The 22335-nt window shown below is 41.0% G+C and carries 14 protein-coding genes and 1 tRNA gene; 7 read left to right on the top strand and 8 right to left on the bottom strand.

The annotated features are described in order from the left end of the window. Window positions 1–28 precede the first annotated feature (28 nt). From JWR61_RS21035 to JWR61_RS21050, 4 genes are all read right to left on the bottom strand, one after another. The gene (locus JWR61_RS21035) at window positions 29–1729 is read right to left on the bottom strand and encodes a RagB/SusD family nutrient uptake outer membrane protein (protein WP_301929676.1); all 1701 of its coding nucleotides are present in this window, start codon (window positions 1727–1729) and stop codon (window positions 29–31) included. Window positions 1730–1775: 46 nt separating this feature from the next. Beyond that, the gene (locus JWR61_RS21040; RefSeq protein WP_301929677.1) at window positions 1776–5075 is read right to left on the bottom strand and encodes a SusC/RagA family TonB-linked outer membrane protein; all 3300 of its coding nucleotides are present in this window, start codon (window positions 5073–5075) and stop codon (window positions 1776–1778) included. A gap of 109 nt (window positions 5076–5184) precedes the next feature. Continuing rightward, window positions 5185–6393, bottom strand: a complete 1209-nt coding sequence (locus JWR61_RS21045; protein WP_301929678.1) for a FecR family protein — start codon at window positions 6391–6393, stop codon at window positions 5185–5187. A 111-nt stretch (window positions 6394–6504) separates the two neighbouring features. Beyond that, a complete protein-coding gene (locus JWR61_RS21050; RefSeq protein WP_301929679.1) occupies window positions 6505–7119 on the bottom strand; it encodes an RNA polymerase sigma factor in 615 nt (204 codons plus the stop codon). Between the two features lie 246 nt (window positions 7120–7365). Between JWR61_RS21050 and JWR61_RS21055 the strand changes: the two genes are divergently transcribed. Next, window positions 7366–9810 (top strand): alpha-galactosidase, encoded by a 2445-nt coding sequence (locus JWR61_RS21055; RefSeq protein ID WP_301929680.1) that lies wholly within the window; start codon window positions 7366–7368, stop codon window positions 9808–9810. Between the two features lie 93 nt (window positions 9811–9903). On the opposite strand, the gene JWR61_RS21060 is transcribed toward JWR61_RS21055, so the two are convergent. Beyond that, window positions 9904–9977, bottom strand: a tRNA-His gene (locus tag JWR61_RS21060). A 217-nt stretch (window positions 9978–10194) separates the two neighbouring features. On the opposite strand from JWR61_RS21060, the gene JWR61_RS21065 reads away from it, so the two are divergent. The 6 genes from JWR61_RS21065 (at window position 10195) to JWR61_RS21090 (ending at window position 19495) form a co-directional block, all read left to right on the top strand. After that, the gene (locus JWR61_RS21065; RefSeq protein WP_301929681.1) at window positions 10195–10803 is read left to right on the top strand and encodes a DUF445 domain-containing protein; all 609 of its coding nucleotides are present in this window, start codon (window positions 10195–10197) and stop codon (window positions 10801–10803) included. Window positions 10804–10923: 120 nt separating this feature from the next. Beyond that, complete coding sequence (locus tag JWR61_RS21070; RefSeq protein WP_301929682.1) at window positions 10924–13572, top strand: TonB-dependent receptor; 2649 nt, start codon at window positions 10924–10926, stop codon at window positions 13570–13572. A gap of 281 nt (window positions 13573–13853) precedes the next feature. Beyond that, complete coding sequence (locus tag JWR61_RS21075; RefSeq protein ID WP_301929683.1) at window positions 13854–16490, top strand: YfhO family protein; 2637 nt, start codon at window positions 13854–13856, stop codon at window positions 16488–16490. After that, on the top strand, window positions 16490–17539 hold the full coding sequence (locus JWR61_RS21080; RefSeq protein ID WP_301929684.1) for a hypothetical protein: 1050 nt from the start codon (window positions 16490–16492) through the stop codon (window positions 17537–17539). The genes JWR61_RS21075 and JWR61_RS21080 overlap by 1 nt, the downstream gene beginning before the upstream one ends. A gap of 58 nt (window positions 17540–17597) precedes the next feature. After that, window positions 17598–18608, top strand: coding sequence for a glycosyltransferase family 2 protein (locus JWR61_RS21085; RefSeq protein ID WP_301929685.1), 1011 nt, complete (start codon window positions 17598–17600; stop codon window positions 18606–18608). A gap of 2 nt (window positions 18609–18610) precedes the next feature. Next, entirely contained in the window at window positions 18611–19495 is an 885-nt protein-coding gene (locus JWR61_RS21090) for a glycosyltransferase family 2 protein (protein WP_301929686.1), read from the top strand. Here JWR61_RS21090 and JWR61_RS21095 read toward each other — a convergent pair. The 3 genes from JWR61_RS21095 to JWR61_RS21105 are packed head-to-tail and all read right to left on the bottom strand — an operon-like array spanning window position 19492 to window position 22175. After that, on the bottom strand, window positions 19492–20442 hold the full coding sequence (locus tag JWR61_RS21095) for a glycosyltransferase (protein ID WP_301929687.1): 951 nt from the start codon (window positions 20440–20442) through the stop codon (window positions 19492–19494). The genes JWR61_RS21090 and JWR61_RS21095 overlap by 4 nt on opposite strands. 3 nt (window positions 20443–20445) lie before the next feature. After that, window positions 20446–21321 (bottom strand): glycosyltransferase, encoded by an 876-nt coding sequence (locus JWR61_RS21100; protein ID WP_301929688.1) that lies wholly within the window; start codon window positions 21319–21321, stop codon window positions 20446–20448. A 23-nt stretch (window positions 21322–21344) separates the two neighbouring features. Continuing rightward, the gene (locus JWR61_RS21105; protein WP_301929689.1) at window positions 21345–22175 is read right to left on the bottom strand and encodes an FkbM family methyltransferase; all 831 of its coding nucleotides are present in this window, start codon (window positions 22173–22175) and stop codon (window positions 21345–21347) included. Window positions 22176–22335: the final 160 nt, after the last annotated feature.

Genomic DNA, 22335 nt, shown 5'->3' on the forward strand with positions numbered 1-22335 from the left:
TTAAAAATATACATTCTTTCCATCAAAATTAGTACCCGGGATTTTGTTGAATCTTGGGATTGGATAAAATTACTGATGGCGGAACTGGTAACAGATAGGTGTGCTTATCAGGATTATCGGCCGCTTTATCAGGAATTGTTCTGGCATCAAGGAAATGTCCAAAACGAATCATATCCTGCCTGCGAACCATTTCCCAGGCCAGTTCCCTGGCTCTTTCAGCATACAAATTATTCAGTGTAAGGTCGCTGCTTTTCCAGTCATGACTTGTGCTTCCTGAATACGCACGCCTGCGCACTTCATTTACATTGGCCAACGCATCGTCCAGGTTGGTACTGGCACGAACTTCAGCCTCTGCCTTCATCAACAAAATATCTGCATAGCGGAAAACTGGTACATCATTGCTGATATTGTCACCTACATTTCCACCCGGTTCCGGCCAGTACTTGATATTTCTTAATCCTGCCAACCTGAAATAGGGTGCCGGATTAGAGCTTAAATACATCGTGTCAAAATAAGCCAACGGCAATCCTGACTGGTCATCATAGATTTTAATTGCACCGGGATTGGCGGTCCCTAAGCCCACGGGGTCATTATTACTGCTTGAATAGAGGATATTTTGGTAAGGAGGATAGGGTATGCCTTTTACATATTGTTGACCAATCAGGAACTGCCCTGTCCGCTGGTCATTGAAGGTCCTGTACACATTCGTGTTGCCATCAACAACTCTTTTTTCATACACAGAGGTGGTATCATAAAAACTGTAGAACGGATGAGAGGTGGACATGCCATTGTTTCCCATTCCATTTTGGCCAAATGTATAAAAAGCATTGTTGGCCATAAGAGATGCCACCACGATGTAGTTACCGCCCCCGGCCGGTACTACACCTGCTTTGTAAGGCACCACAAAAATGTTTTCAGTGGATGCTTCCTGTACTTTGTCCCTGAAATTGTCAAAGTATTCGGGCATTAAAGCAAATCCACCAGCTTTTATCGCATCGCATTGTGCAATACATTCGGCCAGCCTTGGTGTACCGGTATATATTTCTGCATTCAGGTACAATTTTGCCAGCAGGCTGTGCGCAAAATACTTATTCACCTTGCCATACTTTGTAATATCCGTTGCAGTCGAAAGATCCGGCAAAGCTGCAGTTAATTCTGTTACCAAAGAATCAAATACCTGTGCCTTCGGCAAGGTAACCACCGTTGTAGGATCTTGTTTAAAATTGGTAACGTAGGGCACGTTGCCGAAAAGATCCAGCGCCAGGTAATAAAAATAAGATCTAAGCGATTTCATTTCCGCCAGGTCTGATTTAATGGTGGCGGGTGCAGGGTTCAAACTATTCAATGTGTAAATAATGTAATTGCATTTTCCGATGCCACCAAAGATATCTCCCCATGCCCATTCGTTTACGCCGCCACTGCCGGGCTTTTCCAGGTGATTCCACATGTTCGTCCACATACCGCCATCGCCCCAGTCGCCGCCACGGGTAGGTGTAATCATTTCATCTGATGAAATTTCATTTTCCCAGTAAACACCGGAATTTCCGCCAAGGCCTTGCAGGGCTGCGTATGCGGGTGATTTACCGGCAGCAATTTGTTCCGGTGTTTGCCAGAAATTTTCATTTACAATCTGGCTATAAACTTTTGTATCGAGTTTGGTACAACGCAGGCCGGTAAGCGATAAGGCAACCAGTGCAACCAATGTTATATTAAATTTTAACTGTTTCATTTTTGTGTTTATTTAAGATTCAAAATTTGTTCACCTTGTAATGTCTCTATTTAAAAGAGATGTTTACGCCGATTGTGAGTGAACGCGATTTTGGATAAAAGCCTCCGCCACCATTGTATGTTAAATCAATAAATGCCGGTGTTGCCTGGTTGTCGACTGTTGCAATTTCCGGGTCAAGGCCTTTGTATGGTGTTACTACAAAAAGATTGTTTCCGGAAACATACAAGCGCATGTTATCAATTCCTTTTATTGCAGGCAGGTTATAAGATAGCGTCAAACTTTCCAGCCTTAGGTAAGAGGCATTTTCCAGCCAGTAATCGGATGGGGTCGGGTTGTCTCTTAACCCGCTGCTTACGGCTTCTTTCAATGTATTTACTGAAGGCAGGTTGTTGTAATTGGCCAGGTTAAGATTGGTGTTGTTAAATATCTTCACACCAGAAACACCCCTGAAAAACACATTCAGCGCCCATTTTTTATATGCCAGGTTGGAAGAAAAACCATAGTTGAATTTTGGATAAGGATCAATGTAACGATTCTTAGCCTGCAGGTAGTCTGTTGTAGTACCACCGTCTGTTTCAAACTCCGATAAACCCGCTGCAGTTTTGCCTACGTAATGTGGCAGAAAAAAAGTATAGGGTGATTTTCCCACGATTAAAAAGGTGATGGGATTACCGCTTAAGCCACGGCCGCTTGCTGAACCAACCGGTATGTTATCCGTGGATAATTTTTGTCCGTTCCAGGTACCGGAAAGGCTGGTTATTTTTGTGTTGATGGTGGTAATCTGTCCGCCAACTGACCAGGTTAAATCTTTTGAACGAATGATGTCGCCATTTAATTGAAGCTCTACGCCCTTATTGGTAAGGCTTCCCACATTGGCCAATACAGTGGATACAAAGTTAGGCGGAACCTGTACAGTATAATTGTACAACAAGTGCCGGGTTTCATCATTAAATGCACTGAAGGAACCAGTTAAACGATTTTTAAAAAGGGCGAAATCAAAGCCAATATTTTTACCATGCCGCTCTTCCCAAACCAGGTCTGGATTAGGGTTTTGGTTAGGTGAAAAACCTACCGGGTAAGGATTGGTTGTATTGGTAGGATCGTATGTAACACCGCCGCTGCTTAAAGTAGTGAGCGTGTTGTATGCACCAATGGCATCCTGGTTGCCCACCACACCATAACCTGCGTTAATTTTCAATTCATCAATCCAACTTACATCTTTCAGGAAAGATTCGTTCTTTAAACGCCATGCAGCCGACACAGATGGGAAATTACCCCAGCGGTGATTGGAACCAAATTTAGAGGAACCATCACGGCGGAAACTTGCGGTTAAGTAATATTTAGAATTGTAATTGTAGGTAAGTCTGCCGAGGAAAGAAATAATTTTATACTCTTCTTTATAAGAGTTGATGGCATTCAAACTGGAGTTACCATTTTGCAAAGAATTGTCTCCATTGGCGTCAACAGCAAACCCTTTACCAGCGGCGCTGTATGCATCGTAAGAATAGTAATTGTATTCATACACACCCGTAGCTGTAAAATTATGTTTGCCGATACTGGTAAGATAATTTGCATGCATATCCCCTTTCCTGGAATCCCTGTTCGATGAAGATTTAATTGCACTGTTCAGGTTGTTCCATCCTGGAATCACGGGCAAATAATAATCGCCCTGTGTATTAAATTTAGTAAGCGATCCTGTAACACCTATGGTAAGGTCTTTCAGCAATTTATAATTTACTGTGGCATATTCCTGGGTCAGGTGTTCCTTTGCTTTATTGGTTACCATATTCTGTAACAACACCGGGTTTTGATAATTGTATTGATACACAGGGTTATCAGTTCCATCGGCCTGTTTAATGCGGATATAAGGGGGCATTACATAAGCGTAATTAAAAATGTTCCTGTTTACCAGGTTTCTGTCAGTGGAAGTATTTACGATTCCAATCTGGATATCCAGCTTGTCATTCAATGCTTTTTGTTCTGCATTCAACCGCAGACCCACCTGTTCTTTACCGGTATTGATTACAATGCCCTGTTGGTTTAAATAAGTTACCGAACCGCGGTAATTAAATTTATCAGTTCCACCGGTAATCCCTACCGTATGATTGTGGGCAATACCTTTTCGTAAAATAGCGCCTACCCAATCGTTGGTTGTACCAGGACTACTGTTAGCTGTTTCAAGTTGTGCAGCATCCTGGCCAAGCTTAACTGCTTCAGCTAAAAATTCTGGTGTGCTTAACAGGTCTGGTTTTTTTGCCACTGTTGAAGAAGACAGGTACCCGGAGTAATCCACCTGCATGCGGCCACCACGGCCTTTTTTAGTATTGATGATGATAACACCATTGGCACCACGGGAACCATAAATAGAAGTGGCAGATGCATCTTTCAATACATCGTAAGAGAGAATATCACCCGGGGGAATGTTTGAAATCTGATTGATATCATCCAGTATAACACCATCTACAACCGCTAACGGACTTTGTCCGCCGGCAAGTGATGTTTGTCCGCGAAGCCGTATTACCACAGGCGAGTTAGGATCACCATCAATTTTTGTTATTACCAGTCCCGCAACTTTTCCCTGTATCTGGTCCATCGGGTTTGTTACCAGGCCTTGCGTAAAATCCTTTGCACCAATGCTGGATACCGCACCAGTTATATCTTTTTTACGGGATGTGCCATACCCTACCACCACAACATCGCTCAATCCGGAGGCTTCGGGTTTCAGTGAGATATTGATAGTGGCTTGTTTCCCGATATTCACTTCCTGCGTGGCATACCCGACATACGAAACCACGAGCGTCTTGGCATTGTCAGGTGCGTCAAACGAAAAACTTCCATCTTCGGCCGTGGTGGTGGCTTTGGATGAACCTTTTACCTGTACCGTGGCGCCGGATAATGGTTCGCCTTTTTCGTTGGTTACTTTACCACTGATGGTAAAAACCTGCAAGGGAGTAGTCTCCACTGTATTGTCAATCGTTTTTTCCGAAATAACAATCAGGCCGGATTCTTCTATCATCCTGTATTTTAGTTTGGTAGAAGCCAGCACTTCATTGAGCACCTGCGAAACTGGTACATCATTTACATTAACCGTTACCATGCGGCCAGAAGGTATGATATCGTTGCTAAAAGCAAAACGGTAAGGAGTCTCTTTTTCTATCGCTTTAAAAAATTTGGTGAGCTTTACCTCTTTCAGCGAAAGGCTGATTTTTACATCCTGTGAAAAGCCGCCTGCACTCACCGACATAGCACAGGCAAGCAATAGAATAGCCGTTAATTTCATAATTTGAAGCAGTTTGGTTAAGGGCAAACGGAAAAAACGTCCCCCATAAGCATGTTTGTTTTTCATACCTTCGTTTAAGTTTTAATTAAGAATAAAAACAGCTGTTTTTTGAAAGAGCCGGCTGTTCTAAAATTTTAACTGACAGGGGGAATGTTACCGCATTCTCCCTTATTGTTTACTTATATAATTTTACTTTGATTGTTTCACCAGGTACGGTGACATAATTAAAACTGCGGGACTCCTTTAAAATGCTAAGTACCGATCCCAATTCTTCTTTTTCAAAAATGCCGGTAAACCGGTAATTGCGGATGGCATCATCAGCAAATACTATTTTTACCCCATACCATCTTTCAAGCAATACAGCAATATCAGAAAGACTTTCATCTGTAAATACCAGTTTGTTTTCTTTCCAGGCAGTTTCTATAATATCTCCATCATCTGTTTTAGTAATATTTTGTACGCTGCCGGCTATCTTTTGCTTCCTGTCTTCGGCTTTGCTTTTTTCGTTCTCTGCATCAACCGGCCCGGATGCGGGTGATGTCCATTGTACTTTTTGATTGGGCTGTAATATCACTTTTCGTTGCTGTGCTTCTTTCAGTGTAACTTCTACCACACCATTGATCAGCGCTGTTTCTGTATTTTTTTCACCAGGATATGCTTTTACGTCAAACGCAGTTCCAACGGCCTTTATATCCATTGCGGACGTATGTACAATAAATGGAATCTCCTTATTATGCTTCACATCAAAAAAGGCTTCTCCTTCCAGGAAAATATCTCTTGTTGAAACACCATACCCTCCACCAATCGTTACCTTGCTGCCGCCATTCAGTGTTACTACCGAACCATCAGGCAACTGAAAATTTTTTCTTTCGCCATAAGTTGATATAAATGTTTTCCAAACTTCTTTTTTTTGGTTGTTGATTTCCCCGCTGTTGTTATTGACAATAAATACCAGGGCAGCTGCTGCAACGGAAGCAGTGAGTACAAGCAGGATTGATAAGACATTCTTTTTATTCTTCGCCCCTTTGTCATTTATTTCAACCGCGGTAGAATCAACTGCTGGCTGGTTAGAAACCGGTGTTAACCAATCATTCCTTTCCTCTTCCAGCTGAACTTGTTGCACAGGCTGTATTATATTAAAAGTGTCCTTTGAAAGCGGTTGCGTATCATCATTAAAAAGAGCTGCCAGTATTTTGTCTGAAACAGCATCCGGCATAGCAGCATCAGGAATATAGTCTGCCCAGGCTTTTTCCAACAACAATTGCATTTGTTCATTGGTTAAACCTGCAGCCAGTTGTGCCAGCTCCAGTTGTTGGTCGGGTGCAATATTGCCACTAAAATGTAAGGCAATCAACTGTTCAATTCTTGTTGATGGTATGGCCATGTATATTTATCGAAGGCGTCGCATTATATCAGCAATATGCTGCCAATTACGGTACCGTTATTTTACTAAGACAAACAGGAAGAGATTTAGGACTAGTGTAAAAGCAACTATTTAAAAATAATTTTTAAACAGCTGTAGCATTAAAAAAAATAATAAGGGAAGCTGCTCCATTTCCAGCTTGTTACGTAATTGTTGCCTGATGGTTTTGATGGCCACTGCCAGGTGATTCTTTACTGTATGGGGAGAAATTTTTAATGCCATGGCTATTTCATCTTGCTTTAAACCCTGCTCCCTGCTGAGCTTATATACCAGGTGTTGCTGCGAAGGCAGGCGGCTTAGCACTTCGCCAATTAACTGCTGCAGTTCGTTGTGACTGATGTGTTCTTCCGTGCATCTTTCGTATCCCCTCATGCCATCCTGCATTTTCGCCAGCATCAGGGTTTCGTTGTTCATGCGCCTGAAATAATTTACCACCTGGTTTTGGGCAACCTTAAAAATAAAGGCACCAAAATTATCTATTGTATCCAGCTGACTTTTGTTTTTCCATAATTTTAAAAATACGTCCTGCACCATATCCTGCGCCAGTTCGGGATTTGCTGTAATTTTTAGCACATAACCATAAAGCTTATGCCTGTACAAATAAAAGAGTTCAACAAATGCAGCTTCATTGCCCTGAGCGGCAAGCTGCAACAAGTTTTTTTCTGTGTGAAGTTTTTCGTTTGGCAAAAAAGGTAGATAATTAGTATTCTAAGATATTGAATTTCCTTTCAAAACAACTCTTTCTAAAATCTATTATTGAAAGTTGGATGACGCAAACGTTTGTTCAATTTTACTAAACGCTTCTCAGTTTATATTTAAACCAATTTCAACAATTGCAAACAGGCAAAAATATTTTCAGCAAAGATTTCTTCCGGATATTTTGTTCAATGCTGATTTGTTGACGGACAAAACTGCTTGTAAATCATAATAACAATGAAAAAAATATACAACCTGGCTTTTGCACTGCATTTTGTTTTTCCATGTATGACACTATACATCAGCCAAAGCCAGGCACAAGTGCCGACAGCAATTACAGGTGGCACACAGCCTTTATCCACCCCTGTTAGTGTTGCATATGCAGGATGGACAATAACTGCTGATGCAACAATAGGCACTATCAATATTGCCTATGACAGTTTGGGCATACTATTGCAACATGTTCAGCTTAATATAGAAAATAACCGGCAGCTGGTTTCACTAAAGGGCTGGATGGCTGAAAAGACAAGTCAGCATCAACTTGCCATAAATGTAATTCAACCAGCCTGCGCCCTGCTTTTTGATTTGAATGAGCATTGTTTAACTATATCATCGTCTTCGGGAAAGCTTGTACTTACTGGACAGGCACCTGCCAGCAATGACCGCATTATAGCCAATGTTATTGACGCCAAAGGATCACCTGTAACATGGACGGGCACTACTGAAGTGGTTGAAAATTTCGGGGGAACCGAAACCCGGACGCCCTCTTATCTTGCTTCTAAAAATCCGGAAGTGATGACCTTTACGCTCGGGCAAGTTTCATCAGCCAACCTCCATAGTCTTTTTGATCGTGACCAGGATATTGCCATTGTTTTTTCAGATCAATCCCTGCTGCAAAGAAACCCACAGTACCCTGATCTGCTCAATATAACAATTCCTGTTGCCGGAAACACCGTCATCCGCTTGCTTCCAGATTATTACACCCACACGCTGGGGCTGCCTTTTTATTCCCGCTTTAATGATTCGGAGTTTCCTGTGGCACCGGTGGTTTGGGGTAGCTGGACTTCTTACTACCGTGATACAAGGGAAAAAGACATTGTCCGCAATACAGATTGGCTCGCCTCCAATTTGAAACGCTATGGTTTTAAATATGTACAAATTGATGACGGGTACGACAATGGTAAAGACAGTCTGCAACATGCCTGGATAGAAAATTGGGATAAACGTGGACTGTTTCCAAAAGGACCGAAATGGATGGCCAACTATATTAAATCTAAAGGCCTGCATGCGGGGTTGTGGCTTGTACCCAACTCCTATGCCGGGGCTGTTACGACACACCCTGAATGGTACCTGCGTGACAAAAACGGTAAGCTGATTTTAGATTACGATACGCCAACACTGGATTTCACCCACCCCGGCGTTCAGCAATGGCTGCGAAAACTATTCACCACATTAAAAGGCTGGGGTTTTGAGTATTTTAAATTTGACGGTGAGTTTGCACTTCCAAAATATGCGCCTGTTGTTGACAAAACAAAACTATTTGATACCACAATCGATCCCGTGGTTTCATACAGGAACAGGCTGCAGCTAATCCGGGATGTAATTGGACCAACAACATTTTTAGAAGGTTGCCCTGCCGGAACACCGCTGAACGGCATCGGATTTTTTAATTCTTATTTTAACGGAGCCGATGTCTATAATACCTGGCTGGGATCTTATGCCTTGTTTAATGCCATCAGCGCAAACGCGTTTTTAAACCACATTGCGATGTATGTGATGCCGGGTGAAGGCATTGATGTATCTCCTTTTACCAGTTTGGCAGAAGCCAAAAAGAAGATGCCGGCCCGCTATATTTACACGGCAGAAACAAGTGAAGACTCGCTGAAAGGATTTGGTGTTTCTATGGCAGAAGCCCGGACACTTGTAACTTTTGTAGCATTGACTGGGGTTGTTTATCCGCTCACTAGCATCATGCCGGAACTACCGGAAGAACGGTCCCGGCTATTGAAGATGTCTATGCCAACGATGCCGGTTTTGCCCGCCGATTTATTTAGCCGCGGTTCCGACATGAGCACTAACACGCCGTGGGAATATTTTAAACACAGAACACCGGATACCTATATTCATAATTATCCCGAAATACTGAACCTGAAAGTAAATGGCCAATCGGGTATTTATGATGTAGTGGCATTCACCAATTGGCGAAATGAAAAAATGACAAGAAAAATTTCATTTGCGGACAAACTAGGACTTAGCTCCGGCGCCGCTTATGTTGCCTTTGATTTTTGGAGACAGGAATTTGCGGGTGTTTTTCGCGACAGTTTAGCCCTGACTGTTGAAGCGCATGATACAAGGGTGTTGCAACTGCATCCGTTGCTCGGAAAGCCTCAGCTTATAGGGAACTCCCGCCATATTACAGGTGCTTTCTCTATCCTCAGTTTACAGTGGAATGAAAAAGAAAACTCACTGGAGGGTTTATCTGAAACCATCCCCGGCGACAAATACGACCTTTTTGTTTACGTGCCCGATGGATTTGATACTACAACGGTGACTGCAACCACTGGTAAAAACAACATAGTTCAGGTAAAAAAGGAGCTGACAGGTAATATACTTAAGCTAAGCTTTCAGGGTGAGCAGGCTCCTGTTAAGTGGCAGGTAGGGTTCAACCAAAATTTTAAATAATAAGTATTACAGGTGATTTCAACTGCAGTACAGGTAACCCTAAAAAGAAAGAAAAAACCCGCTTAGGAAGCGGGTTTTCAAATCTTAAATGTGGGTAATCGAGGGGGCTCGAACCCCCGACCCTCAGAATCACAATCTGATGCTCTAACCAACTGAGCTACGACTACCGTTTTTTATTGGAGGGCAAAAATAGCAAAAAACTATTCCCGTTCAAAATTACATTTAAAAAAACAGCCAATTTATTTTGAACGCCCGGGTCGTATTATCTGCTTTCCCCCGTAAATGCCTGCTGGTGCCTGCTTTTAGAAATGCTGTTGCAATCATATTTGTTGGATGCATGTTGTTGGTTATTATTTGTGTTTCTTTGCACTTCTAATTTAAATTATGAACTGGACAGGAAATATCATTACCATTTTACTTTCAACTTTTACCGGCTGGGTTACCACCTGGATTGCCATTAAAATGCTTTTTCATCCAAGGAAACCAATTAAAATACTGGGCTTTAGTGTACAGGGCATTTTCCCTAAAAATCAACGCCTGATTGCTGAAAAACTGGGACAGGTGGTGGGAAAAGAACTGCTGAGCTTTGATGAAATAGAACAAAAAGTTACCGACCCGGCAAATTTACAAAAACTGCGGCCCGATATTGAGCAACACATTGATCACTTTTTGCGCAACAAATTGACGGAGGTTTTTCCCATGCTGTCGATGCTGATTGGTGAAAAAACAATCCTGCAACTAAAAGATGCCTTCCTTGCCGAACTGGAAACCCTTTTTCCGGTGCTGATGAAAAGCTATATGAATAAGTTGGAAAAAGACCTGGACCTGGAAAAAATTGTTACTGAAAAAGTGGCCTCCTTTTCGTCTGAGAAACTGGAAGATATTTTAAACCAGATTACAAAACGGGAATTTAAATTCCTTGAATTTGTCGGCGGCTTTTTTGGCTTCCTTATCGGACTTATAGAAGTAGCTGCGCACTTTTTTACCAACTGATTCATACAGATCAAACAATAACCCGGCAGAACTGTTACCACTCATCATTTCCCGATTCATTTTTTAATATTTACAGCAGAAATTTGCCTGCCGGTTATACATTTAATCAAATTCAATACGATGCGCACACAATACTCCCTGATTTTTTTTCTAAGCTTTTTGATGTTCTATTCAGCCGATACCTTGGCACAATTTCCGGGTGCAGGAAATCGTGGCGGCGGACAAAATATGAATATGGGTCACTTTTACGGTAAAGTGGTGGACTCGGCCTCCAATAAAGGAATAGATGCTGCCAGTATTCAACTGATACAAAACAAACTGGATACCGTTACAAAAAAACGCAAAGATGTAATCGTATCCGGCATGCTTACCACTAAAAAAGGCGAGTTTAGTTTAGAGAACCTGCCTGTAATGGCCAGCTACAAACTAAAAATTACAGCCATTGGATACAAACCGATTGAAAGAAAAATTGCTTTTGAAATTAATATGCAGGCGGCGAAAGGCGGAGATTACAGCAGCCTGTTAAATGCCGTTGACAAAGATCTCGGCAATATAAAAATGGAAACAGATGCCCAGCAGTTGCAGGATGTAACCGTTACCTCGTCCAAACCACTGCTTACCATGAGTATTGACAGAAAAATATTCAATGTTGAAAAAAATATTACCAGTACCGGCGGTACCGCAGTGGATGTTATGAAAAATGTGCCCAGTGTAAATGTAGACATTGATGGCAATGTTACACTGCGTAATGCGAGTCCGCAGATATTTGTGGATGGAAGACCTACCACGTTAACCTTAGATCAGATCCCTGCAGATGATATTGCCACAGTGGAAATTATTACCAATCCTTCGGCCAAATTTGATGCATCCGGCGGCGGTGCAGGCATCCTGAATATTGTGCTGAAAAAGAACAGAAAAGTGGGTTACAACGGCAATATAAGAGCGGGTTTGGACAGCCGGGGAAAACCCAGTTTCGGCGGAGATATCAATGTAAAACAAGGAAAAGTAAATCTTTTCGCAAGTGGATTTGTTGGTTTTAGAAAAAGTAAAAGTACCGTTAGTACAGAACGTACTGATTTTTTGAAAGGTGCTACTGCTAACCTGCTGCAAAAAAGTGCGCCGGTGGGAACAGGCGCCTTTGGATTTGGCAGAGTGGGAATGGATTACCTGCTGGATAACCGCAATACCATCACCATTGCCGGCAATTATAACCGGGGAAGATTTAATAATGTTGATTTGCTGCACATCAACAGGGATACTACTTACGGCACATATAGTAGTTCGGATTACGGCACAAGGACTACGGATGGCACATTTAACTTCAGAAATTACGGATCTTCCGTGAGTTACAAGCATAATTTTGCCAAACCCAATAAGTACATTACTGCAGATGCCAATTATAATTACAGCAAAAACGACAACATCAACAATTTAAGTTCCCAATACTTTAACCTGGATCAAAGCCCTAAAACTGCCATGCTTAACCAACGTTCGCAAGGTGGTGGCAACAGCAAATATTTCACTGCTCAAACAGATTACTCTGATCCAATCAATGAAACAACAAAGCTGGAAGCCGGGGCAAGGGTAGCCATTCGAAACTTTTACAGTGCCAACGATAATTTTTTCCAGGATCCGGCTAGTGGCAATTTTATTTCTCTTCCTTCGCTCAATAACAAGTACCAGTTCAAAGACCAGGTGCTCGCTGCCTACGCAACTTTTTCCCAGCAAATAAAAAAATTTAGCTACAATGTAGGTTTGCGGGTAGAAAGTTCGAAGTACGACGGATCATTGCTCACAACAGCAAAATCATTTTCAAATAAATATCCTTTTAGTTTATTTTCAAGTGCATTTGCCACCTATAAGTTAAACGATAAACAGGATGTACAATTAAATTATTCCAGGAAAATCAACCGCCCCAATTTTTGGCAACTGATTCCCTTTATTGATTATACCGATTCGCTGAATTTGAGCCGTGGAAACCCTAACCTGGTACCAGAGTTTACCAACCTGCTGGAACTGGCATATCAAAATCAGCTAAGCAAAGGACACAATTTACTTACCACTATTTACTTTAAAAATACCAATGACCTGATAGCAAGATTCCAGGAACAAATATTGAATCCTAATCCTGCCAAAGTTGACAGCGTGATTATTTCTTCTTACGTAAATGCTTCCAAAACCTACACTTATGGAATTGAGTTGATCAGCCGGGACCAGATCACAAAAGCCTGGGACATTACCAGCAACTTTAACCTCTATCAATCTACCATTAATGCAGGAAATATTCCAGGTGGCGTGAACAGTAACCAGGTGAGCTGGTTTGGCAAACTGAATAACAATTTTAAGCTGCCAAAAAATTATTCCATTCAGTTAAGCGGCGATTATCAGTCCAAAACATTGATTGCCGGCGGAGGACGCGGTGGCGATGGCGGAGGCCGTTTTGGCGGAGGAAGTCAACCATCGACGCAAGGATACATCAAGCCTTTTTATGGAGCAGATATTGCCATCAGAAAAGACTTTCTAAAGAACAATGCGGCTTCTTTAACGCTTCAGTTCAGCGATATTTTCAGGACCAGGTTAAATAGTACGCATTCTGAATCGGCCTACTTTATACAAGATTATGATCGTCGCCGGGATCCGCAGGTGTTGCGTTTGAATTTTAACTGGCGTTTTGGTAAAATTGATGCCAGTCTATTCAAACGCAAAAACATCAAGGGTGAAATGGAAAATATGCAGAATAATAATCAGCAGGGAGCGAACGGACAGTAGTGTTGCCCCCATCCCCTAACGGGGATGATTTGCAGAACTCACTTTTACCAGATGACTTTTATACATCCAGATTTTGAATTGAGGCTTTTATTGCTTAGTCTTCGCTTAGGTAAAAAGCTGCCTCAAAATAGGTGGTAAAAGTGTGCGACGCCACTGAAGTTGCACATAGCTTCGCTGCCCGGACAAGATTTTTTTATATTAAAAGCGGTACTTATAAAGTGCCGCTTTTTTGCTTACAAATATTTTAAGTTAATTTGCTGCCTCATAATCAAAAGCGTTCGATGAAGAATTTAAATGTAAAGAAGATTTTGCCGCATGTTATTGCCATTGTGGTGTTTTTACTGGTTGCCGTAATTTTTTGCAAACCGGCCCTTGAACCGGGTGTGGTAATGCAGCAAAGCGATTTTACGCAGGCCGATGCCATGAAGCACCAGAGTGTACTATATAAAGAAGCGCACGGTACGTATCCCCTTTGGGTTACCAGTATGTTTGGTGGCATGCCGGCTTACAATATTATTTATGAAGGCTTTTGGTCCCCTTTTTATTATGTAGACAAAGCCTTTCAGTTTTGGTTGCCCAAACCACTCAACTTTTTCTTTTTAAGTTGTATTTGCTTTTACATTTTATGTATGTGTATGCGCATACGACCATATGTAGCTATACTCGGTAGTCTCGCTTTTGCATACAGTACTTTCAGTCCCATCCTCGCTGCTGCGGGGCACGATACCGAACTGCTTGCATTGGCCTATGCTCCTGCCCTGATTGGCGGGGTTATTTTGTTATTCAATAAAAAGTACATCAGCGGATTTGTGTTTACAGCCCTGTTCGCCACTATGCACCTGATGCAAAATCACCAGCAGATCAGTTATTATACATTAATGATCATTGCCATTATGACCCTGTTTTTTGCTGTAAAGTGGATAAAGGAAAAAGATACCAAACACATGCTGAAAGCGATTTCACTGGCAATTGGCGGCGCTGCAATCGGCGCTATGATTAATGCCATTTTGTTGTTGCCGGTGGTAGATTATGCCAAATACTCCAAGCGGGGCGGCGTTTTGGTGATGGATGGTAAATCCGAAGGCAAAACAGCCGGCGCTGACAAAAATAAAACGAATGGCCTTTCAAGAGATTATGCCTTTCAGTGGAGTTATGGTAAAATGGAATCCCTCAGCTTATTATTTCCCGGTATAACCGGCTATGGCAGCCACGTTAGCGAACGGGACCAAGACTACAGCATTTTCCCTAAACTGTCTGAAACTTCGAACGTAAGTAAGTATTTGCAGGAGACATTAAATGTGCCCGAAGACCAGGCTGGCAATATTGCGACAAACCTTTCCACCAGTATTTACTGGGGCGATAAGCCTTTTACAACCGGCTCCAATTACCTCGGTGCGTCTATTTGTTTTCTATTTATATTGGGTATGTTTTTGCTGGACAACAAACATAAGTGGTGGATTTTTACTGCCAGCATCGTGGGTATTATCCTGGCGATGGGCAAGAATATGCCACTGATCAATAATTTTTTATTTGATTATCTCCCTATCTATAATAAGTTCCGAACGCCTGAAATGGCGCTGGTTATTCCCCAAATTTTGTTTCCCATTTTGGCGGTGCTTACTACGCAAAAAGTGGTGGATAATGATGATCCTCAAATGCTGAAAAAATTAAGGCTCAGCGTATTTACTATAGCGGGCATTTTTGTAATTGCGGGTTTATTATATTTTACCCTTGATTACAGTAAGGAGAATAAGGAAAGAACAGCTGCTGTGAATGCTGCGTTTGCCACACCGGACAGTACGCTTAATGGCAAAATGCAGGAGATCAACCAAAAATTTGAACCACTCGTAGATAACAGGGTGTATGAGAATTTTTTACAGCAAAGCAAGGGAGATACAAAAGTGGCCCGTGCGGTCGTTACTGCATTGCGTAAAGACAGGCAAAACTTTTTGGGTGGGGATATTTTACATTCCCTCTTGTTTGTTGCACTTACCGTTGCACTTATTGGTCTGTTTGTTTATAGAAAGATTAATGCGGTAATTGTTTTAATTGGACTTCCGTTACTGACAGCGCTGGATCTTATTCCATTTGACACGCATTACATCAACGAAAAAAGTTTTGATAATGCCGAAAAATATCATGCCAATGAGTTTCCGCAGAGCAACGCAGACCTGTTTATATTAAAAGACAAAGATCCCAATTTCAGGGTATTTAATGTAAGCGGCGCTGACCCGTTCCAGGAAGCTAAAACATCTTACTACCACAATTCTATTGGTGGATATCATCCGGCGAAACTGGGCATTTATGATGACCTGATTACCTACCAGTTAAGCGGTCAGCCTAATCTTTCGGTGCTGAACATGCTTAATACAAAATACATCATTCAGCCAAACCAAAAAGGCGATAATACTACTGCGCAGGTTAACATGCAGGCGCTTGGTAATTGCTGGTTTGTAAAGGGTGTCAGATTTGTAAACGGACCGGTGGAAGAGATGAAAGCGCTGGATAATTTTGATCCGAAAGACACTGCGATCATCGACAACAGCTTCAAAAATATCATTACCGGTTTTGCACCTGCAGACAGCGCTGCCAGCATTAAACAGACTGCTTTTGAAAATATGGCTATCAAATATGAGAGCAACAGCAATGCAGCCAATGTGGCCGTATTCAGTGAAATATATTACAAAGACTGGAACGCTTACATCGATGGCAAATTAACACCTATTGCAAAAGCAAATTATGTTTTAAGAGCGCTGTTGATACCAGCCGGTAAACACACCATTGAATTTAAATTTGAACCGAAAGTGTATAAAACCAGTTACACCATTTCTTTGCTGGCTACATGGCTGCTGGTGATTTTATTGATTGGTTACGCCGCTTATGTATTTAAGCAAAGAAGCAAGCAAATTGAGCAATAATGGCTGCTGAGCAATCTGATTTTATCTTTTTGAAAGGTGATGATGCCTTGGCTGTTGCTGTCAATCGTAAAGCTGCTGAACTATTCAGGCTGTTGAAAAACTTTGATGCTACACGCCTGGACATTGAAGCGCATTTTAAGGATTATTTCATTCAGCACCATTTAGGGAAACGCTTGTATTTTTCAATTCAGAATAGTGCCCATATCATATACGAATCTGTAAAAAAAACAGGGCTTAAAATTGAAGAAATAAGCATAGTCGATTATGGCGCAGGGCTGGGTACGTTATACTTGCTGGGAGGAATGATCGGTTTTAAAAGAATGATATACAATGATTATTTACCAGACTGGAGAGATACCGCCGTTACCATCAGCAAAGCGCTACAAATTAAAGTAGATGGTTTTGTTACGGGTGACATTGATGATGTGACCAGGTTTGCAATAGCAGAAAATTTTGTATTCGATGTCATTGCTTCAAGAAATGTGATTGAACATATTTACAGTCTTGATTTTTTTTATGAAGAATTGTATCGTCACAATCCAGCAGCTGTCGTCTTCTCCACTACTTCGGCCAATTTCCACAATCCGGCGATGCGGCTGAAACATTATTTACTGCACAAAAAAATCGAGAAGGAACAATACCGGCCACTGCGGATAAAAGAGCTGCAAAAACATTGGCCCGGCATCGCTAACAAGCAATTACAGCAACTCGCCGATTTAACAAGAGGCAAAGCCAGCAAAGACTTTGCAGACGCCATAGAAGACTATAAAAAAAACAAAACTGTTAAACCTGTGCCATTTTTACGAAGCAATACCTGCATCTGTACTTATGGTTATTGGTGCGAACATTTACTGGCAAAGAATGAGTACAAGAGCATCATCAATAAAGCAGGTTATTGCATGGATTTTACTGCCGGTTACTGGGATACTCATTACCAGTCAGCCATTATGAATTGGCTTGCAAAATTGTTGAATAAACTGATCAGTATAAGCGGCACACAAGGAATTTTATTTTCACCTTTTGTAAATATAATAGCTTACAAATGCTGATGCTATTACCCTTGCTTTAACTGATCTTTAAAATATTACAAGACTTCTATTTAAAAACATGGATGTATCCATCATCATAATCAACTATAAATCTGCCAAACTGGTGATGGATTGCGTAGCGAGTATCTACGAGCAAACACATCAGTATAGTTTTGAAATAATTGTGGTGGATAATGACTCGCAAGACGGGTTGGAAGAAAAATTAAAGGCTGGCTTTCCGGCTATCCGATGGCTGCAAACCGGCTACAATGCAGGGTTTGCAAGGGCCAACAATGCCGGCATACGCATTGCACTGGGCGACTATGTACTGATTCTAAATGCAGATACGATCATTAAAGAAGGCGCAATAGATAAAAATCTGGCATTGATAAAACAATATTCAGATGCTGTCGGTTCGGGCGTACAACTATTAAATACAGATGGTACCAACCAGATATCCGGGGCGCATTTTGTGAAGGGTGGCCTGAATACCTTGCTGCCCCTGCCCTACCTGGGTAAACTGATCCGTTATCTTGGCTACCGTTTTAAATCAACTGTGCCCAGCGTGCAAACAATCAAAGATAAAATTGAAGTGGACTGGGTGGTAGGCGCTTATATTTTGGTGAAAAAAGAAGTGTTACAAAAAGCCGGCTTAATGGATGAAGATTTTTTTATGTACGCCGAAGAGATTGAATGGTGCAGCCGCTTACGCAAGCAGGGGAAACTGTACCTGTTTGCTGAGCCCAAAGTAATTCATATTGGCGGCGGAACCAGCAGTGATTATTACACCACCACAGAAAATGAAAACAGTAAAAACCTTTGGAATAAAAAAGGAAGACAGATCATAGTCTCCAACATGTTACGCATCAGGAAACAATTTGGTATTGGATGGTTTCTACTAATTGCAGGCACTTATTTTATAGAGATACCTTTGTTTTTCATTTGCCTGCTGCTGCACAAAATTTTCACTGCTAATAAAGCCACCTATACTTTTAAAAACTGGATTGATTATGTAAAAAATATGGGTGTATTATTGCGCTACTGTTTTAAAATCCTTCTTAACAAACCTTACTTTTATAAAGTAGCTTAACAATGCAATTATCCATCGTCATAATCAATTACAATACGTTTACCCTTACCTGTAATTGTATACAATCTATTTATGATAAACTGGTAGAGGTTGACTACGAAATTGTATTGGTCGACAATGCTTCTGTTGAATGCGATCCAATGCTTTTCAAGCAAAAATTTCCGGGCATTAACCTGGTTGTAAGTCCTGTCAACAGTGGCTTTACGGGTGGTAATAACCTGGGTGTTGCCAATGCAAAAGGCGATTACCTGTTACTATTAAACAGCGATACGGAACTCATCAACAATGCGCCGAAAATTTGCCTTGATCATTTATTGACGCATAAAGAGGCAGGCATGACTACCTGCCAGTTATTGTACCCTGATGGCCGCATCCAGTACAACTGCCGTCGTTTCAGAACCATCAGCTGGGAGTTGCTGGAAGTGTTTCCGTTCTATAAGTTATTGCCAAAGGCCAAGCGGGAAGCGCTGATGCTGCATCATTATTTTGATCACCAAAGCTTTGCTAACTGCGATTGGGTTTGGGGTGCATTTATGCTGTTTCCTAAAAGCATCATACAACAACTACCAAAGAAAAAATTGTCGGATGATTTTTTCATGTATTGCGAAGACACACTCTGGTGCTGGGATTTTAAGCAGTTGGGTTATCAAATACATTTTCTGCCGCAGGCGAAAGTAATGCATGTACACAAAGGAAGTGTGAGCAAAGATAAATGGATAAAAATACGCACCACATCCATCCGCAATCATGCGCAGTTTATGAAGAAATTTTATCCCGATTACCGGTGGTATATTTTTGCCGCTATTTATTATACCAAGCAATATGGGGCGCTTTGGGCCACTAAAATTTTAAAACAAGTTTTACATCAGCGAATATATAGAAGTTAAAAAATATTTTTCGTTCTCAACAGGCAATAGCAGCACAACATAGCAATTTTTGAGAATATCCCCTTCTTCAATAAGCCAGGTGAAACTTTCTGCTGAAAAGCAATCATCTGTTGTAAAACAGCTGCAACCTCCCCTTTATAAAATGGCTCAATGTCCTTCACTGATTTAATTTCAAAATTTCTGTAAATACGCCAGTAATAATCAAATGCTATAACATTGCGCAAAGCCCCGGTGCCGATTTTTTCAAACAGCACGTGGTTTTCATACATCTGAACCGCTTTGTTTTTATAGGTATAATTGGTAACCTGCCCTTCATTAATGCCAACATGAATCAACACTTTATTGATATACCGGCACTTAATTTTATTTTGAAGTAACTCAATATAATAGGCAAAATCAACAATGTATTTAAAACGGTTATCGTATAAAAATGGGACGTCTTTTTTTACCATGATGCAGCTGGGGTTGCCAAAGTAATTTCTCCGCAGCATATGGTACGGAGAAAGGCTTAAGAAGAAACGGTCGAACCTGTTGCAGTTAATAATTTTTTTTGTGCTATTGGCTGCATCTTCAAAAATAAAAGCACTGTAAAAAACCTGTGCATCAGGATCTCTTTCAATGGCTGCGACAAACATTGAAAGGCTATCATTTGCAGAAAAATAGTCATCATCATGCATCAGCTTCACCCATACTCCTGTCGCTTTTCGTATGCCTTCATTCCAGTTTTCCGGTGTTCCCAGTTGCGGCGTATTTTTGTAGTACACCAACTTAAAGGTGTGCGGGTAAGTATCGCAGAAATTTTTAACGGTGTCGTCAGGGCTATCGTCTGTTATAATAACCTCATAATCCGTGAACGTTTGGTCGCCAATGGAATCAAGTAATATTTTCAGATCAGTGATCCGTTTGTAAGCCGGAATACATATTGAAATAAGGGGCTTATTGCTCATGATTTAACTGCGCTTTTTAAAATATTTTTTCACCATAAACAACAATACATTTGGCCATGCCGAAAGATGCGCCCAAATTTTGACGTTCGTCAGCCACTGTAGCTGATTGTAAAATCCAATATTTTCGTGTTTCAAACGTATCAGCCAGGTTCGGACAATTTTATCTTCCCATTCTTTTTTGTTGACCTGGAATCCTTGTACATACGCCGGCAATTTCGCACTCATTTTTTTGTGCCAGGCCAAGGTTGCTTCCAGCCATTTATCAGAAAAATTTCCACCTTCGGTTAAATGAATCATATCAATTTCAAAACTAACCAACACTTTATATTTTTCAGCAACCCGGAAAGAAAAATCCAAATCATACAGATGAAAATCCTTCAACAAGATATCATCAAACCTAACGACTTCCCAAACCTTTTTGGGACAACACAATAGTACACCATCCAGCACAACCACTTCCTGTGTAAGCGAGCCGGATACCGGGTTAAAATACATTTGTTGCTGATTCCCCTTGCTATCCAGATGCGTAATATTGCAACAATCAATTTTTGCAATGCCCGTTGCCCAACCAGAAGGAACCCTGCTCTTATATTTACTTCCGGCAATACCAACCAGGCCGAGCTGCTGATCATTTTGAAAATAATCAATCAATTTCAATCCCCAGTTTTGTGTTTTAAAAATAACATCTTCATGCACAAAACAAAGAAAATCATATGTGGCTTTTGCTGCCCCAAGGTTGTACACACTGGTTAGGCTTTGGGGAGTTACTGTGTTTTCGATAACCACGGCTTCCCAAACCACTCCGATGGTTTCGGCTATATTTTTTTGCACCTGTCCGGCGAACGTTTTATTAATTGAACAGATGATAACTGAGATCATGATAAGAATCTTAAACGGGTTAATTATACGCGAAAACAAAAAATATTTAACTGCACATCATACCCGATATCAGATTTTTTTGTCCGTTGAAAAGGATAGTCAAAAAGGGTGGCGGCTTCTTTTATGTAGTAATTAAATCCAGCTCTGCTAATCATTTCAAACATTGCGGTTAACTCTTTATTTTGTGCAAACGTTCCATGGTATTCCAAAAACATATTTTTAACCTGGTATAATTTATCAGCAATATCACAGAGTACTTTATACTCTGCACCTTCAATATCAATTTTTAAAAAATCAACTTCCCGGTCCAGCAAATCTCTTAGCCTCACTGCCTTCACGTCGATTGTACCAGCACTAGCCTCCATCTCAATTTTACTGGTCATTGTACCCTGGTTTGAAAACTGAAGCACTGTATTCTCAAGCCAGATAGCTTCTTTACGAAGATGGACATTGCTGTATCCAAAAGAAGCTATATTTTTTGACAACAGCTGGAAGTTTGTTTCGTCCGGCTCAAAGGCGATGATCTCAGCATCAGGATATAGCCGTTTCATGTAGATAACACTTAAACCAATATTAGCACCACAATCAATTATAAATGGGTTGGCTATTAATTCCTGGCGATACATCTCTTCTATAAAAATTTCCTCCAGGCCATTTACCAGTTGTATTGAATCGGTGAAGTAAAGTGACTTGCCAAATAAGAGATGCGTTTTTGTTTTACCCGCGGGCAAATGTTTGTAATACTTAATTTTGAACCAGTTTAAATTTATTTTTTTGTACGGGTTAGATGCCAACCGTTTTAAGTTTAAACTGATGCCATTTGAAATATTTTGAAGAAAGGAATTACCCGACATTTATATTTTATTTAAAAGAATTGGATTTATCAAAGTTGCTTACAAAGCCTTTGCATCCGGATACCCATATCGATCAATGTACTTATGGAGCAAGGTGGATGTAAATTTATAAACCTCAATTTTTATCACAGAAACATGCAAACTTATTGAAAATTTATGC

Origin of the sequence: Ferruginibacter sp., from assembly GCF_028288465.1 — a bacterium.
GTDB lineage: Bacteria > Bacteroidota > Bacteroidia > Chitinophagales > Chitinophagaceae > Ferruginibacter.

Excerpts from the sequence above, each read along its gene's own strand:
- JWR61_RS21035 (WP_301929676.1), bottom strand. The coding sequence starts at position 1,729 with ATGAAACAGTTAAAATTTAATATAACATTGGTTGCACTGGTTGCCTTA.
- JWR61_RS21040 (WP_301929677.1), bottom strand. The coding sequence starts at position 5,075 with ATGAAAAACAAACATGCTTATGGGGGACGTTTTTTCCGTTTGCCCTTA.
- JWR61_RS21045 (WP_301929678.1), bottom strand. The coding sequence starts at position 6,393 with ATGGCCATACCATCAACAAGAATTGAACAGTTGATTGCCTTACATTTT.
- JWR61_RS21055 (WP_301929680.1), top strand. The coding sequence starts at position 7,366 with ATGAAAAAAATATACAACCTGGCTTTTGCACTGCATTTTGTTTTTCCA.
- JWR61_RS21065 (WP_301929681.1), top strand. The coding sequence starts at position 10,195 with ATGAACTGGACAGGAAATATCATTACCATTTTACTTTCAACTTTTACC.
- JWR61_RS21070 (WP_301929682.1), top strand. The coding sequence starts at position 10,924 with ATGCGCACACAATACTCCCTGATTTTTTTTCTAAGCTTTTTGATGTTC.
- JWR61_RS21075 (WP_301929683.1), top strand. The coding sequence starts at position 13,854 with ATGAAGAATTTAAATGTAAAGAAGATTTTGCCGCATGTTATTGCCATT.
- JWR61_RS21080 (WP_301929684.1), top strand. The coding sequence starts at position 16,490 with ATGGCTGCTGAGCAATCTGATTTTATCTTTTTGAAAGGTGATGATGCC.
- JWR61_RS21085 (WP_301929685.1), top strand. The coding sequence starts at position 17,598 with ATGGATGTATCCATCATCATAATCAACTATAAATCTGCCAAACTGGTG.
- JWR61_RS21090 (WP_301929686.1), top strand. The coding sequence starts at position 18,611 with ATGCAATTATCCATCGTCATAATCAATTACAATACGTTTACCCTTACC.
- JWR61_RS21095 (WP_301929687.1), bottom strand. The coding sequence starts at position 20,442 with ATGAGCAATAAGCCCCTTATTTCAATATGTATTCCGGCTTACAAACGG.
- JWR61_RS21100 (WP_301929688.1), bottom strand. The coding sequence starts at position 21,321 with ATGATCTCAGTTATCATCTGTTCAATTAATAAAACGTTCGCCGGACAG.
- JWR61_RS21105 (WP_301929689.1), bottom strand. The coding sequence starts at position 22,175 with ATGTCGGGTAATTCCTTTCTTCAAAATATTTCAAATGGCATCAGTTTA.